Origin of the sequence: Gordonia sp. SGD-V-85 (assembly GCF_001456905.1) — a bacterium.
Classification (GTDB): domain Bacteria; phylum Actinomycetota; class Actinomycetes; order Mycobacteriales; family Mycobacteriaceae; genus Gordonia; species Gordonia hongkongensis.
This window is the reverse complement of record NZ_LNQO01000019.1, coordinates 69,058-82,750: the sequence shown is the minus strand read 5'-3', so window position 1 is coordinate 82,750 and position 13,693 is coordinate 69,058. Positions and strand designations below refer to the sequence as shown.

The window sequence follows — 13,693 nt, the reverse complement described above, 5'->3', positions numbered from 1 at the left end:
CCCCGCGTACGGTGGGGGGACTTTCGCCGAAGAGGAGACCGCAATGAAAGTCGACGCCGCCGTGCAGCGACTGCTGCTCGATCTCGCGGACTCCGATGCCGAGATCAATCGTCTCGTTCATCGCCGCAAGACCCTGCCGGAGGACGCCGAGATCGCCGAACACAATTCCGCGATCGATGCCGCCCGTGACGATCTGGTGCGCGCGGAGATCGCCGCCGAGGACCTCGGACGCGAGTACCGCCGGATCGACTCCGAGGTGACCGGTATGGCCAACCGTGAGGCCAAGGACTCGGCCCTGTTGACCGCCGGTGGCCTGGCGCCGAAAGCGTTGTCGGAGTTGCAACACGAGCTCGCGGGCCTGGGTCGTCGGCGAGCGGTGCTCGAGGACGAGATGCTGTCGCTGATGGAGCAGCAGGAGGCCGTCGAGTCCGAACGCACCCGGGCCGCGGCGACCATCAGCCACCTCGAAGAGAAGGTCGCCGAAGCGCAGGTCCGGCGCGACAAGTCGCTCGAGACCATCGACGAGGACCTGTCGCGCGCGCGGGAGCGCCGCGAGACCCTCGAAGCCGAGATCGATGCGCCGCTGCTCGCGATGTACGACAAGCAACGCGCCGGCGGCCGCATCGGCGCCGGCCTGCTGCGGGCACGCCGATGCGGTGCCTGCCGGATGGAACTCGACCGCGGGACCATCGCCACCATCGCCGCGGCACAGTCCGACGAGGTGATCCGGTGCGAAGAGTGCGGCGCGATCCTCGTGCGCACCGCCGAGTCCGGGATCTAGATTCGTGACCGCGACCGCCGAAGAGTCTGTCCCCGAGGGAGATTCGGCGACCAAGGCGCCGTCGTGGCAGGGTCGGCGCAGCGATCCGACCCGGTTGATCCTGCTCCGGCACGGCCAGACGCCGCTGTCGGTGGAGCGGCGCTACTCCGGGCGGGGCAATCCCGACCTCACCGACGAGGGCCGACGCCAGGCCCGCGCCGCCGCCGCGCGCGTGGTGCGCGAGGAGGGGATCGCCGCGATCGTGACCTCGCCGCTGCGGCGTGCACGGTCGACGGCCGAGGAGGTCGCCGCCCTGACCGGGATCGACGTCGTCGAACATTCCGGGCTGATCGAGAACGACTTCGGTGACTGGGAGGGTCTGACGTTCACCGAGGCGTCGCAGCGTGACCCGGATCTGCACCGCGCGTGGCTGTCCGACATCACCGTGCCCGCGCCCGGCGGGGAGAGCTTCGCGCAGGTCGCCGAACGCATTTCGCGGACGAAAGCCGAACTGCTGGAGAGGTATCCGGGTCAGACCGTGGTGCTGGTCTCGCATGTCACGCCCATCAAGACGCTGCTGCAGGACGCGCTCGGCGTCGGACCCGAACTGCTGTTCCGGCTGCACCTCGACCTCGCGTCGGTGTCGATCGCCGAGTACTTCGACGACGGCGGCTCCGTTGTGCGGCTCGTCAACGACGCCGCGCACTGGCGCGTCTGACCGCGGATGTTTTGTGCCGTCGCCCCGGGCGTATCCTGAGTGCGCGAACGAGTCGGCCGGGCGGCCGCGGTGCGCGGAACGGGCGGTCTCCCGCCACGCCGCGCATCGAGGAAAGTCCGGACTCCGCAGAGCAGGGTGGTTGTCAACGGCAACCCGGGGTGACCCGCGGGACAGTGCCACAGAGAACAGACCGCCGGCCGCGAGGTCGGTAAGGGTGAAACGGTGCGGTAAGAGCGCACCAGCGGCACGGGTGACCGTGCCGGCTCGGTAAACCCCACCCGGAGCAAGGCCGAAGCACGCACCTCACGGTGCGTGTGCGCGGGCGTCACGAGGGCTGCTCGCCCCAGCCCGCGGGTGGGCCGCTCGAGGTACCCGGCGACGGTGTGCCCAGATGGATGGTCGCCGCCCACGCGGTCTCACGACCGTGCGGGAACAGGATCCGGCTTACGTGCCGACTCGTTCGCCTCACTCTTCTCTAGGGTTGGGGGAGTGAAGCGCATCCTCTCCGCCCCCGACATCGACTTCGCCGGCATACGCACCGAACTGGGCGTCGACGAGGAGTACGGCGACGATGCCCTCGCCGAAGCCCGGGCCACCGCGCAGATGATCGACTCCGGCGCTCCGGGTGCCGACCGGTACGCCGACGTCCGCGAGGACCACACCGGCGTCCCCTTCGTCACGATCGACCCGCCGACCTCTCGGGATCTCGACCAGGCGGTGCACCTCACCGCCGACGGCGACGGGTTCGTCGTCGACTACGCGATCGCCGATGTCGCGGCCCTGATCACCCCCGAAGGTGCTCTCGACCAGGAGAGCCGGCGACGCGGCGCGACCGTGTACTTCCCGGACGGGTCGGTCCCGTTGCACCCTCGCGCACTGTCCGAGGGCGCGGGTTCCCTTCTGCCGGAGCAGGTCAGACTGTGTGTGCTGTGGACCATCCGGGTGGCCGGCGACGGATCGGTGACCGATGTCCGGGTGCGGCGGTCCCGCATCGCCTCGGTCGCGCGCCTCGACTACGCCGGGGTCTCGGCCGATGCCGCCGCCGGCCGGCTGCATCCCGCCATCGCCGCCCTGCCTGCATTCGGCGAACTGCGACGCGAGGTCGCGCTGGCGCGGGGCGCGGTCGAACTCGACCTGCCCGACCAGACGGTCGTCCGCACGGCCGACGGGTGGCGTCTTGATCTCGAGGCACACACACCCGCCGACATGTGGAACTCGCAGGTGTCGCTGCTGGCCGGGATGTGCGCGGGCACGATCATGGCCGAGGCCGGTGTCGGGCTGCTGCGCACCCTGCCGCCGGCCGAGGAGGACGCGATCGAGGATCTGCGTGCCGCTGCCCGGGCCCTCGGGGTTCAGTGGCCGGCCGGCTTGCCGGTGGGCCGGTTCCTGGCGGGGCTACCGGGTGGCGAGCCGAGCACGCTCGCCCTGCAGTCGGCCGCGGCCGGGCTCATGCGGGGTGCCAATTACCTCGCCCTCACCGGACCCGACGAGCCCGTCGATGACGCGCTGATGCGGCATTCGGCGATCGGTGGGCTCTATGCCCATGTCACCGCACCGCTGCGGCGGCTCGGGGACCGGTTCGCCACCGAGGTGTGTCTGGCGATCGCATCCGGTACGCCGGTACCGGACTGGGTGCACCGCGCGTTGCCGACGCTGCCCAAGATCCTGCGGTCGGCCGACACTCTCGGCGCCACCGCGGATCGCGCGAGCATCGACCTGGCGGAAGCCGTCATCTTGCGTGAGCGGGTGGGTGAGCGGTTCGACGCGGTCGTGATGTCGGGCGCGACCGAGCGCAGGCAGGCGCAGATTTTCCTGTCCGATCCGCCGGTGATCGCGCGCTGCGCGGGTGATCTACGCCCCGGCGACCGCGTGGTCGTCGAACTCACCAAAGCTGACGAAGTGACCCGGACGGTGGAGTTCCGCCCGGTGTGAGCGGTGGTGGCGGAGTGGCTTCGACTCGGCGCCTCGCTCCGCTCGGTGCCGGCTCAACCAGCAGGGGGGCGGCTCGCTTCGCTCGGTGCCGGCTCAACCAGCGGCCGGTTGGTCAGAGTTCCTTGGCGACTCGGCGGTACGCGGCGATCGCGCGGTGCCCGTCGGCCTCGAGCCGGGCGTCGATCCGGCCGAGGACGAACATGTCGGGGCCGCCGAGGGTGCCGGCCGCCGCGATCTGTGCGAGTCGCGTCCGGTTGATCCGGGTGTCGTTGAAATCGCCCAGCGCGGACTGGATCTTCTTGGCCGCCACGCCGACCTTGCGATACTTCTTCTTCCCGAGCGGTTCGGTCGCGTCGATGCTGTAGCGCAGCCGCTTGGCGCGCTTGCGGATGGTGTGCAGCTGCTCCTCCCACTCGTCGGAACCCTCGGCGAAGCCGGCGAGACGAGCCTGTGCGCGGTGGATGTGCTTGCGGCTGCGGGCGATCGCCTTGTCGACGACCGTGGTCGCCGGGAGGTCGGCGTCGGGGCCCGGTGGGGGCGACGCGATCAGGCCGTCGATGCTGTCGAGCAGGGCGAAGTACCGCTTCGACGACATCGCGGCGTGCGCCGCGCGCAAGGCGCGATCGTGGGCGGTGACCTCGGTGCCGGCGAGCTCGGCGAGCAGCTCCGGCGAGGCGTTCTCGCCACGCAGCAGTGATTCGCTCAACTCGAGCTGCACCTCTGAATCGCGTGCGTCGCCGAGGATCTGGGCGAGCAGCTTCAGCTCGGCGCCGATGTGGGCGGTGCGCTCGGCGTCGAGGACGGTGGGGAAGCCCGACAACACGCTGCGCAGGCGGCGGCACGCCACGCGCATCTGGTGCACCGCGTCAGGGGCGTCGACGCGCACCAGCGGATCGTAGGCGACCAGCGAGTTGCGATGCAGCGCAATGTCGGTGACGACGAGTTCGAGTGCGGTGGGCCGCTTGGACAGGCGCGGTTCGTGCACGGTCGGGGTGGCGCCGATCGCACGGGCGAGTTTCGACGCGCTCGACGCCTCGCGGCCGCCCCCGGCACGCAGCGCCTTGTCGGCGGCCTTCAGGAGCTTCGGCGTGCCACCGGCGAGGAGCTCGAACTCCCACTCCGCCCACTGCTGGCTGTGACCGCCGGGCAGGAGCGACTGGGCGGTGACGAGGTCCTCGGCGAGTTCGGCGAGCGGCTCGTCGTCGGCGCCGAGCAACCGGGTCACGGTGCGCGTCGTGGAGATGACGGCGACCGGCATCAGGGTGCGTTCGCGGATGTGGGCCAGGACCGGTGTCGACAGTGCGGCGGGGACGTCGCCGGCCGCGGGCGCCTCGTCGAAGCCCACGTGCAGCTCTCGCCGGGTTCCCGGAATGCCCGTGGGCCGCTTGAGGTGCCAGCCCTGGTCACTGCCGCCGGTACGCCGCCGCATGGTGATCTTGTTGCCGGCGAGGTCGAGGTTCTCGGTGTCGAAGTAGGTGGCGTCGAGTGAGAACGTCTCCGGGGTCGTCGCCGACACGACACCGGGCAGCACCCGCAGGTCGGGGGCCACGTGTCCGGCGTCCACGTCGAACTTCAGCTCCACCTCGACCTGCTCGGATGCGGCCACCTGTTCCTCCTGGTTTCTCGACGGCTGTCCGTCGAGCTTAGTGGTGCGTGCGGAGCACTGGCGTCGGCTACCGCGCGAACCGGTCCGTGGCCTCGATCAGGTGATGTCTGATACCCGGTTCGTACGACGCGTGCCCGGCGTCGGCGACGATGCGGAGATCGGCAGCCGGCCAGGCGCGGTGGAGGTCCCAGGCGCTGCGCATCGGGCACACGACGTCGTAGCGGCCTTGCACGATCACGCCGGGGATGGAGGCAATCGTGTCGATCTCGTCGAGGAGCTGACCGTCGCGCAGGAATCCGTGATTGACGAAGTAGTGGTTCTCGATCGATGCGAAGGCGAGGTCGAAGCGGTCGGTGTCCTTTTTCTGGGGGTCGTCCGCCGAGGAACCGTCCGACTCCTCGTCGGGGCGGGGGAGGAGATAGCTGGTCGCCTGCTCCCAACCCGTCCAGGCGCGGGCGGCGGCGCGGGCCGTCGCGGCGTCCCCGGAGGTGAGCAGGCGGTGATAGGCGGCGACGAGGTCGCCGTCGCGTTCGTCGACGGGGATGGGCTCGAGGTAGCTCTCCCACAGGTCGGGGTAGATGTGGGCGGCCCCGCCGTTGTAGTACCAGTCGATTTCGCTGCGCCGCAGCAGGAAGATGCCGCGCAGCACGAGTTCGGTGACGCGGTCGGGATGGGCCTGCGCGTAGGCGAGACCGAGTGTCGAACCCCAGGAACCGCCGAAGACCTGCCAGCGGTCGATCCCGAGATGAGTACGGAGGCGCTCCATGTCGGCGATGAGGTGGGGTGTCGTGTTCACGGCGAGGTCCGCGCCGTCGGCGATGTGGGGCCGGGACTGTCCGCAGCCGCGCTGGTCGAACAGGACGATCCGGTACCTCGCCGGGTCGAAGAACCGGCGCTGCGCCGGGGACGTCCCGCCCCCGGGCCCGCCGTGCACGAACACGGCGGGTTTGCCGTTTGGGTTGCCGGAGGTCTCCCAGTAGATCTGCTGGCCGTCGCCGACGTCGAGATGGCCGGAGGCGTAGGGCTCGATCTCCGGGTAGAAGTTCCGCATGGACGTCAGCGTAGTGCTGACGCCCGGGCTCAGTAGCTGTGTTCGGGGCCGGGGAACACTCCTCGGCGCACCTCGTCGGCGTATTGCTCGGCGGCCGAGCGCAATTCGCCTCCGACATCGGCGAAGCGCTTGACGAACTTCGCGGTCTTGCCGTGGGTGAGTCCGGCCATGTCCTGCCACACGAGGACCTGCGCGTCGGTCTCGTTGCCCGCGCCGATGCCGACGGTCGGGATGGTCAGCTTGCGGGTGATCTGACCGGCGAGATCGGCCGGCACCATCTCCATCACCACGGCGAAGGCGCCCGCCTCCTGGACGGCGATGGCGTCGGCGACGAGCTGATCGGCGCCGTCCCCGCGGCCCTGGACGCGGAATCCGCCGAGCCCGTTGACGCTCTGCGGGGTGAACCCGATGTGGGCCATGACCGGGATACCGGCCGCGGTCAGCGCCGCGATCTGCGGGGCGACGCGTTCGCCGCCCTCGAGCTTCACCGCGTGCGCACCGGTCTCCTTGAAGATCCGGAACGCGTTCTCGAGCGCGTGTTGCGGACCGATCTCGTAGCTGCCGAACGGCATGTCGGCGACGACCAGTGCATGCGGTGCGCCGCGTACGACGGCGCGGATGAGCGGGATCATCTCGTCGACGGTGACCGGGATGGTGGTGTCGTAGCCCAGGACGACGTTGGCGGCGGAGTCGCCGACCAGCAGGACGGGGATCTCGGCGGCGTCGAAGATGCGGGCGGAGGAGTAGTCGTATGCGGTGAGCATCGACCACTTCTCGCCCTCGGCCTTCATCTGCGCGAGGTGGTGGATGCGGGTCACGCGTCGCTTGGCGGACTGGGCGGGGGCGGACGCGCCGTATACCGAGGAATCGGACATCGTTGTCTCTTTTCTGCCTCGAGTCCCGACTGGCCGGAGAGGGCGCGGCGGGTACCCGGGTTGAACACGGACGTAGGCCATTGTTTCACCAGGACGACCGGTTGTGACCTGCCACCTTTATGCAATTGGTCACAGGCGAAAAGGGGTCCGAGATCGCCGTGTGCGACTCTGTCGGCAGTTCACTTGGGATTTCGTGTCCGGCCCGGCGTCCCAGCTACTGGTCGGACGTCTCACGATGTGGGATGCCGTCCGTAAAACTGCAGCACAGCGAGTTGGAATTGCGCGTGTAACACGGATTTAACAGCGTACTTCTAATGTCGGCGACCATGGATCGCCAAAAGGAATTCGTGCTGCGGACCCTCGAAGAGCGCGACATCCGCTTCGTCCGACTGTGGTTCACCGACGTCCTCGGTTATCTGAAGTCCGTGGCGATCGCCCCGGCCGAACTCGAGGGCGCGTTCGCCGAGGGTATCGGCTTCGACGGCTCGTCCATCGAGGGATTCTCCCGGGTCTCGGAAGCCGACACCGTGGCCAAGCCCGATCCGTCGACCTTCCAGGTGCTGCCGTGGACCACCTCGGCCGGTCGGCACCATTCCGCGCGGATGTTCTGCGACATCGCGATGCCCGACGGCACTCCCAGTTGGGCCGACTCACGGCATGTGCTGCGCCGGCAGCTCAACAAGGCCGCCGACCTCGGCTTCAGCTGCTACGTCCACCCCGAGATCGAGTTCTTCCTGCTCAAAGAGGCGCCCCTGGACGGGTCGGTGCCGACTCCCGCGGACTCCGGGGGGTACTTCGACCAGGCCGTCCACGACGCCGCGCCCAACTTCCGGCGGCATGCCATCGAGGCCCTGGAGTCGATGGGCATCTCGGTCGAGTTCTCCCACCACGAGGGCGCGCCCGGTCAGCAGGAGATCGACCTGCGCTACGCCGACGCGCTGTCGATGGCCGACAACGTCATGACGTTCCGCTACCTCATCAAGGAGGTCGCGATCAACGAGAACGTCTGGGCGACGTTCATGCCCAAGCCGTTCAGTGAGCATCCCGGGTCGGCGATGCACACCCACCTCAGCCTGTTCGAGGGCGACCTCAACGCCTTCCACAACCCCGACGACCCGATGCAGCTCTCGGCCACCGGAAAGAAGTTCATCGCCGGCATCCTGCATCACGCCTCGGAGATCAGTGCGGTCACCAACCAGTGGGTGAACAGCTACAAGCGGCTCATCCACGGTGGTGAGGCGCCGACCGCGGCCACCTGGGGCGGCGCCAACCGCTCGGCGCTGATCCGACTCCCGCTCTACACGCCGAACAAGGCGTCCTCGCGCCGCATCGAGGTCCGCAGCCCCGACTCCGCCTGCAATCCGTACCTGACCTTCGCGGTGCTGCTGGCCGCCGGGCTCAAGGGCATCAACGAGGACTACGAGCTGCCCGACGAGGCCGAGGACGACGTCTGGGCGCTCACCTCGGCCGAGCGTCGCGCGATGGGCTACAAGGAACTCCCCGGCAGCCTGGCCGACGCGCTGAAGGAGATGGAGAACTCGGAGCTGGTCGCCGAGGCCCTCGGCGAGCACGTGTTCGACTACTTCCTGCGCAACAAGTGGACGGAATGGACGAACTACCGCAGCCTCGTGACCCCGTTCGAGCTGCAGAACTACCTGCCGCTGTAAGGGCTGCCTTGCCCGGTCCGGGACCGCGATGTCGTGTCGATCGGATCCGGTCGCTACTTTTGTGATGTGACAACACGATCGGGACCCCCGGGGCGAGCCGGACGCAGCACCGTCCCCAGCGCGGGCCGGCTGGGTCTGCTCGACGACTCCGCACCCCGGAACCTCGCCGATCTCGGGTGGAACACGCCCGAATCGGTCGACGTGTTGTGGGCCCTGTCGCGGTCTCCCGACGCCGACCTGGCCCTCCGTACGCTCGTGCGGTTGCGCAGCGCCGTCGACGACGAGTGGTCCGAGATCGACGGCCTGGTGCGCACGGAGCGCGCATTCCGTGGGCGCCTGTTCGCGGTCATCGGCTCGTCGGACGCACTCGCCGATCACCTGGTCGCCGAACCGTCGAGCTGGCGGCTGCTGCTCGCCGACGAGTTGCCCGACCGTGCCGAGGTCGACCGTCTGATGCTCGCCTCGGTCGGTGCCGAGCCCGTTCCGGGCGAGGTCGAGAAGGGCAACCGGGTGTACCGGTCCGCGCTCACCGGCCCGAAGGCCGTCATCGCACTCCGCCTGGCCTACCGCAATCTGATCCTGCAGCTCGCCGCCCACGACGTCGCCTCGACCGTCGAGGACGAACCGGTGATGTGGCTGCCCGAAGTGGGTGCCTACCTGTCCGACCTGGCCGACGCCGCCCTGACCGCGGCGCTGGCCGTCGCCTTCGCCGAGGTCTGCGGGGACGATCCGATCCCGGTCCGGCTCGCCGTCGTCGCGATGGGCAAATGCGGTGCGCGCGAACTGAACTACGTCAGCGACGTCGACGTCATCTTCGTCAGTGACCCGGCCGACGGTACCGCGGCGCGGATCGCGGGCGAGATGATGCGCATCGGTTCGCTCGCGTTCTTCGAGGTCGATGCCGCGCTACGTCCCGAGGGGAAGTCCGGCGCGCTGACCCGAACCCTGGAATCGCATGTGGCCTACTACGAACGGTGGGCCAAGACCTGGGAGTTCCAGGCACTGCTCAAAGCCCGGGCGATGACCGGCGACATGCAACTCGCCGACGACTACATCGCCGCGGTCAAACCGATGGTGTGGAAGGCGGCCGAGCGGCCCGACTTCGTGCCCGAGGTGCAGAAGATGCGACGCCGCGTCGAATCCCTGCTCCCCGAGGACGAGCGCGAGCGCAACCTTAAACTCGGGCGCGGCAGTCTGCGCGACGTCGAGTTCGCGGTCCAGCTGCTGCAGATGGTGCACGGCCGGGTGGACGAGAACCTGCGCGTGATGCCGACCGTCGATGCGCTGGCCGCGCTCACCGCAGGCGGTTACGTCGGACGCGACGACGCCGCGAATCTCAGTGCGTCGTACCAGTTCTTGCGTCTCCTCGAACATCGGCTGCAGCTGCAGCGCATGTCCCGGACGCATCTGTTGCCGCAGCCCGACGACCACGAGGCGCTGCGCTGGCTCGCCCGCGCCGCACACATCCGGCGAGAGGGCGAGCTCGACGCGACGGGGGTGCTGCGCGAACAGATCCGCCATCAGAGCCTGCGGGTCCGGCGGCTGCACCAAAAGCTGTTCTACCGCCCGCTGCTCGAGGCGGTCACGCGCTTCAAGACCGACGAGCTGACCCTGACCGACACCTCCGCCGAGAGGCGGCTGGCCGCACTGGGTTACGCGAAACCCGATCGGGCACTGAGTCATATCCGCGCGCTGTCGAACGCGCCGGGACGCCGCGGTCAGATCCAGCTGCTCATCCTGCCGCAGTTGCTCGAACACATCGGGGACACGCCGGATCCCGATGCCGGCCTGCTGAACTACCGCCGGCTGTGCGACGTGATGGAAGACACCGACTGGTTCCTGCGACTGCTGCGCGACGACGGCGTGGTGGCGGCGCGACTGATGAAGGTACTCGGGACGTCGGAGTACATCGCGAACATGCTGATGCGATCGCCCGAGGTGATCCACCAGTACTCCGACGGGCCGGACGGGCCCAAGCTGTGCAACGTGCGCCCCGAGGACGTCGCCAAGGGCCTCGTCGCCTCGACCGTCCGCCAGCAGGACATGAAACGCGCGGTGGCCGTGGCCCGTTCGCATCGTCGGGCCGAGCTGGTCCGCATCGCCTCCGCCGACGTGCTGGGACTGCTGGACGTACCGGCCGTCTGCAAGGCGCTGTCCAGTGTGTGGGCGGCGGTCCTGAACGCAGCGCTCACCGTCGCGATCAACATCTCCGAGCGCGAACGGGGGAGCCGGGCGCCGGCGCGCATCGCGGTGATCGGCATGGGTCGGCTCGGCGGTGGCGAGCTGGGTTACGGATCCGACGCCGACGTGATGTTCGTGTGTCAGCCCGATCGGGACGCCGAGGAGTCCGAGGCGCTCAAGTGGGCGCAGACGATCGCCGAGAACGTGCGGTCGATGCTGGGGAGCCCGAGCGCGGATCCGCCGCTCGAGGTCGACACGGGGCTGCGCCCCGAGGGTCGGAACGGTCCGATCGTGCGGACTCTCGCGTCCTACGCCGCCTACTACGCGCAATGGGCGCAACCGTGGGAGGTGCAGGCGCTGCTCCGGGCGCATCAGGTCGCGGGCGACGAGGCCCTCGGCATCGACTTCCTGCACATGATCGACCACGTGCGGTATCCGGCCGGCGGTGTCAGCAACGACGCCGTTCGGGAGATCCGCCGGATCAAGGCCCGCGTGGACGCCGAACGTCTGCCGCGCGGCGCCGACCCGGCCACCCACACCAAGCTCGGCCGCGGTGGCCTCGCCGACATCGAGTGGACGGTGCAGCTCCTGCAGCTGAAGTATGCGCACCGCTATCGGAGCCTGCACAACACGTCGACGCTGGACTCACTGGATGCCATCGGCGCGGCGGAGTTGCTGTCGGAGAACGACGTCGCGCTGTTGAAGGACGCCTGGACGACCGCGACGAAGGCGCGCAACGCGCTGGTCCTGGTGCGTGGCAAGCCGATCGACCAACTGCCCGGGCCGGGTGCACAACTGCGCCAGATCGCGTTTGCCGCGGGGTGGCCGGAGGACCAGGCCAACGAGTTCCTGGAGAATTATCTCCGGGTGACGCGCCGGGCCAAGGCCGTGGTGCTGAAGGTCTTCGGGGCCTGAGCGCGGAGAGAAACGGACGGGCGCGGAAGGGCGCAGCTGACTCCGGCGGGGGAACACCGGATCACATGGGGGAGCGATGACGAGATTTCTGTGGGCGGCCGCGTACGTCCTGGGGTGGGCGATGCTCGCCGTCGTGGTGCTGGGCGTGTTCCTGCACTTTTACCCGTCCCGCGGTGACGTCGCCCTGTACCTCACCAGTGCCGTGCAGTTCGCGTTGATCCCCGGAGTGATCGCGATCGTCGTCTTCGCGGTCCTGCGGCGCTGGTTCATGCTGGCGATTGCGATCGTCGCCGTCGGCGGTCTGGCCTACACCCAGGTGCCGCTGGTCATCGCCAACGCGGCGCCGTCCGGCGAGCGGTTCACCGTCGTTTCCGCCAACCTCCTCTTCGGCGGGGGCGACCTGGGTGCGCTCGAGAAGATCGTCGCCGACGCCGATCCGGACCTCGTGTCCCTCCAAGAGGTCACCCCCGAGGCGCTGGAACGTCTGCGGCGCAGCGAGATCGGCCGAACCCTGCCGCACGAGTTCGCGATCCCGTACACCTACGCGGCCGGCACCGCGATGTTCAGCAAGCGCCCGCTGGACGAGCGATACAACATCCCGGGGACGGTGCTGCACAACCTGCAGGCCCGCACCGACCTGCCGGGCGCCGCCGGGACCCAGGTCCTGGCCATCCACCCGGCGGCACCGCTGTGGGGTCGCAACTGGGACTGGCACGACGACATGGACACGCTCGCCGCACATTTCGCCGAGCTCCCACCCGGCCGGGTCATCGCGATCGGGGACTACAACTCCACCTGGAATCACGCGAAGTACCGCAGCCTGCTGACCAACGGGCTCGTCGACGGCACCGACATGGCCGGTGCCGGGTTTTTGCCGAGCTATCCCACCGACAAGCAACTCGGCAACCGGCCGCTGGTCGCCATCGACCGGGTCATCCTGCGCGGTTTCGTGGCGACGTCGATGGACACCCACTACCTGCCGGGTTCCGATCACCGGACTCTGGTGGTAACACTGGTGGCATCATGACGCCCGATCCCGAGAACGTCGGACCACACGACCGCCCGAGTATCTCCGAACGTCTGCGTTCGGCCACCGCGGTGGCGCACGAACGCGCCGAGCATGCGCCGTTCATCGACGACCTGATGTCGGGCCGGCTGGACTCCGGTGAGTATCAGCGCCTGGCGGTCCAGTTGTACTTCGTCTACGAGGCGCTCGAGCGTGTCGGTGCCGACCTGGCGGGGGACCCGGTGGCCGACGCCGTGCTCGACCCGAAACTGCTTCGCCTGCAACGCCTCGGCGCCGACCTCGCCTCCTTCGGCATCGACCCGTCGACGGCGTCGCCGCTGCCGGCGGTGGCGCGCTATGTGGCGGCGATCGAATCCACACGCACCGACCCGGCGCGCTACGTGGCTCATCACTACACGCGCTATCTCGGCGACCTCAGTGGTGGCCAGGTGGTGGCCAGGCGCATGCGGGACCACTACGGGGTCGACGACGCGGCGCTGAGTTTCTACTCGTTCGACGAGATCGACAAGCTCAAGCGCTACAAGGACGCCTACCGGGCACGGCTCGACGCGCTACCGCTCGACCCCACGGGGATCGATCGGCTCGTTGACGAGGCCATCGCGGCCTTCGACCACAATCAGGCGGTGTTCGGCGATCTCGACGGCGCCCGGGCGGCCTGACCCATAGGTCCGCCCGAACGTCGGATCGTCGAATCAGGAGTCAGTTGACCTGCAGCTTGACGGTGCGGTCCAGGACGACCTCGCTCAGGTCGTCGTGGCCCTTCACGAGTTCGATGCGCAGCTGGTTGTCGTCGACGCGACTGGTGGTCCGAACCACTCGCGGGGTGCCCTCCAGGCGGATGCGGTCACCGGGTACGAGATCTTCGACGTATACATCACGGGTCATTCGTCCAAACTACGGTCGTATTCGGTGAGTCGGCAGGGTAACAAGTCCCAAAAGTGTTACGGATCACATGCCGTAT

General features: G+C 68.9%; 11 protein-coding genes and 1 other RNA gene. 8 read left to right on the top strand and 4 right to left on the bottom strand.

Annotation, left to right across the window (positions count from 1 at the left end):
• Positions 1-43: 43 nt before the first annotated feature.
• From AS181_RS19155 to AS181_RS19145, 4 genes are all read left to right on the top strand, one after another.
• Positions 44-781: a zinc ribbon domain-containing protein gene (locus AS181_RS19155; protein WP_058253125.1), complete on the top strand. Its 738-nt coding sequence runs from the start codon at positions 44-46 to the stop codon at positions 779-781.
• 4 nt (positions 782-785) lie between these two features.
• Complete coding sequence (locus AS181_RS19150) at positions 786-1,478, top strand: histidine phosphatase family protein (RefSeq protein WP_058253124.1); 693 nt, start codon at positions 786-788, stop codon at positions 1,476-1,478.
• A 48-nt stretch (positions 1,479-1,526) separates the two neighbouring features.
• Positions 1,527-1,941, top strand: an RNA gene (gene rnpB, locus AS181_RS19250) — RNase P RNA component class A.
• A gap of 26 nt (positions 1,942-1,967) precedes the next feature.
• Positions 1,968-3,410 carry an RNB domain-containing ribonuclease gene (locus AS181_RS19145; RefSeq protein WP_058253123.1) on the top strand — a complete coding sequence of 481 codons (1,443 nt, stop codon included), beginning with the start codon at positions 1,968-1,970 and terminating at the stop codon, positions 3,408-3,410.
• 112 nt (positions 3,411-3,522) lie between these two features.
• Here AS181_RS19145 and AS181_RS19140 read toward each other — a convergent pair whose 3' ends face one another.
• The 3 genes from AS181_RS19140 to panB form a co-directional block, all read right to left on the bottom strand.
• Positions 3,523-5,016 (bottom strand): CYTH and CHAD domain-containing protein, encoded by a 1,494-nt coding sequence (locus AS181_RS19140; RefSeq protein ID WP_058253122.1) that lies wholly within the window; start codon positions 5,014-5,016, stop codon positions 3,523-3,525.
• Positions 5,017-5,083: 67 nt separating this feature from the next.
• Positions 5,084-6,067 (bottom strand): prolyl aminopeptidase, encoded by a 984-nt coding sequence (pip, locus tag AS181_RS19135; protein WP_058253121.1) that lies wholly within the window; start codon positions 6,065-6,067, stop codon positions 5,084-5,086.
• Positions 6,068-6,096: 29 nt separating this feature from the next.
• Positions 6,097-6,942 carry a 3-methyl-2-oxobutanoate hydroxymethyltransferase gene (panB, locus tag AS181_RS19130; RefSeq protein ID WP_058253120.1) on the bottom strand — a complete coding sequence of 282 codons (846 nt, stop codon included), beginning with the start codon at positions 6,940-6,942 and terminating at the stop codon, positions 6,097-6,099.
• A 326-nt stretch (positions 6,943-7,268) separates the two neighbouring features.
• Here panB and glnA point away from each other — a divergent pair, with 326 nt between their 5' ends.
• The 4 genes from glnA (at position 7,269) to AS181_RS19110 (ending at position 13,391) form a co-directional block, all read left to right on the top strand.
• Entirely contained in the window at positions 7,269-8,609 is a 1,341-nt protein-coding gene (gene glnA, locus AS181_RS19125) for a type I glutamate--ammonia ligase (protein WP_058253119.1), read from the top strand.
• A gap of 66 nt (positions 8,610-8,675) precedes the next feature.
• Positions 8,676-11,705, top strand: coding sequence for a bifunctional [glutamine synthetase] adenylyltransferase/[glutamine synthetase]-adenylyl-L-tyrosine phosphorylase (locus AS181_RS19120; RefSeq protein ID WP_082652981.1), 3,030 nt, complete (start codon positions 8,676-8,678; stop codon positions 11,703-11,705).
• 76 nt (positions 11,706-11,781) lie between these two features.
• A complete protein-coding gene (locus AS181_RS19115) occupies positions 11,782-12,732 on the top strand; it encodes an endonuclease/exonuclease/phosphatase family protein (RefSeq protein WP_058253118.1) in 951 nt (316 codons plus the stop codon).
• Positions 12,729-13,391, top strand: coding sequence for a biliverdin-producing heme oxygenase (locus tag AS181_RS19110; RefSeq protein ID WP_058253117.1), 663 nt, complete (start codon positions 12,729-12,731; stop codon positions 13,389-13,391). Before AS181_RS19115 ends, AS181_RS19110 begins: the two co-directional genes overlap by 4 nt.
• Positions 13,392-13,431: 40 nt before the next feature.
• On the opposite strand, the gene AS181_RS19105 is transcribed toward AS181_RS19110, so the two are convergent.
• The gene (locus AS181_RS19105) at positions 13,432-13,617 is read right to left on the bottom strand and encodes a hypothetical protein (RefSeq protein ID WP_058253116.1); all 186 of its coding nucleotides are present in this window, start codon (positions 13,615-13,617) and stop codon (positions 13,432-13,434) included.
• Positions 13,618-13,693: the final 76 nt, after the last annotated feature.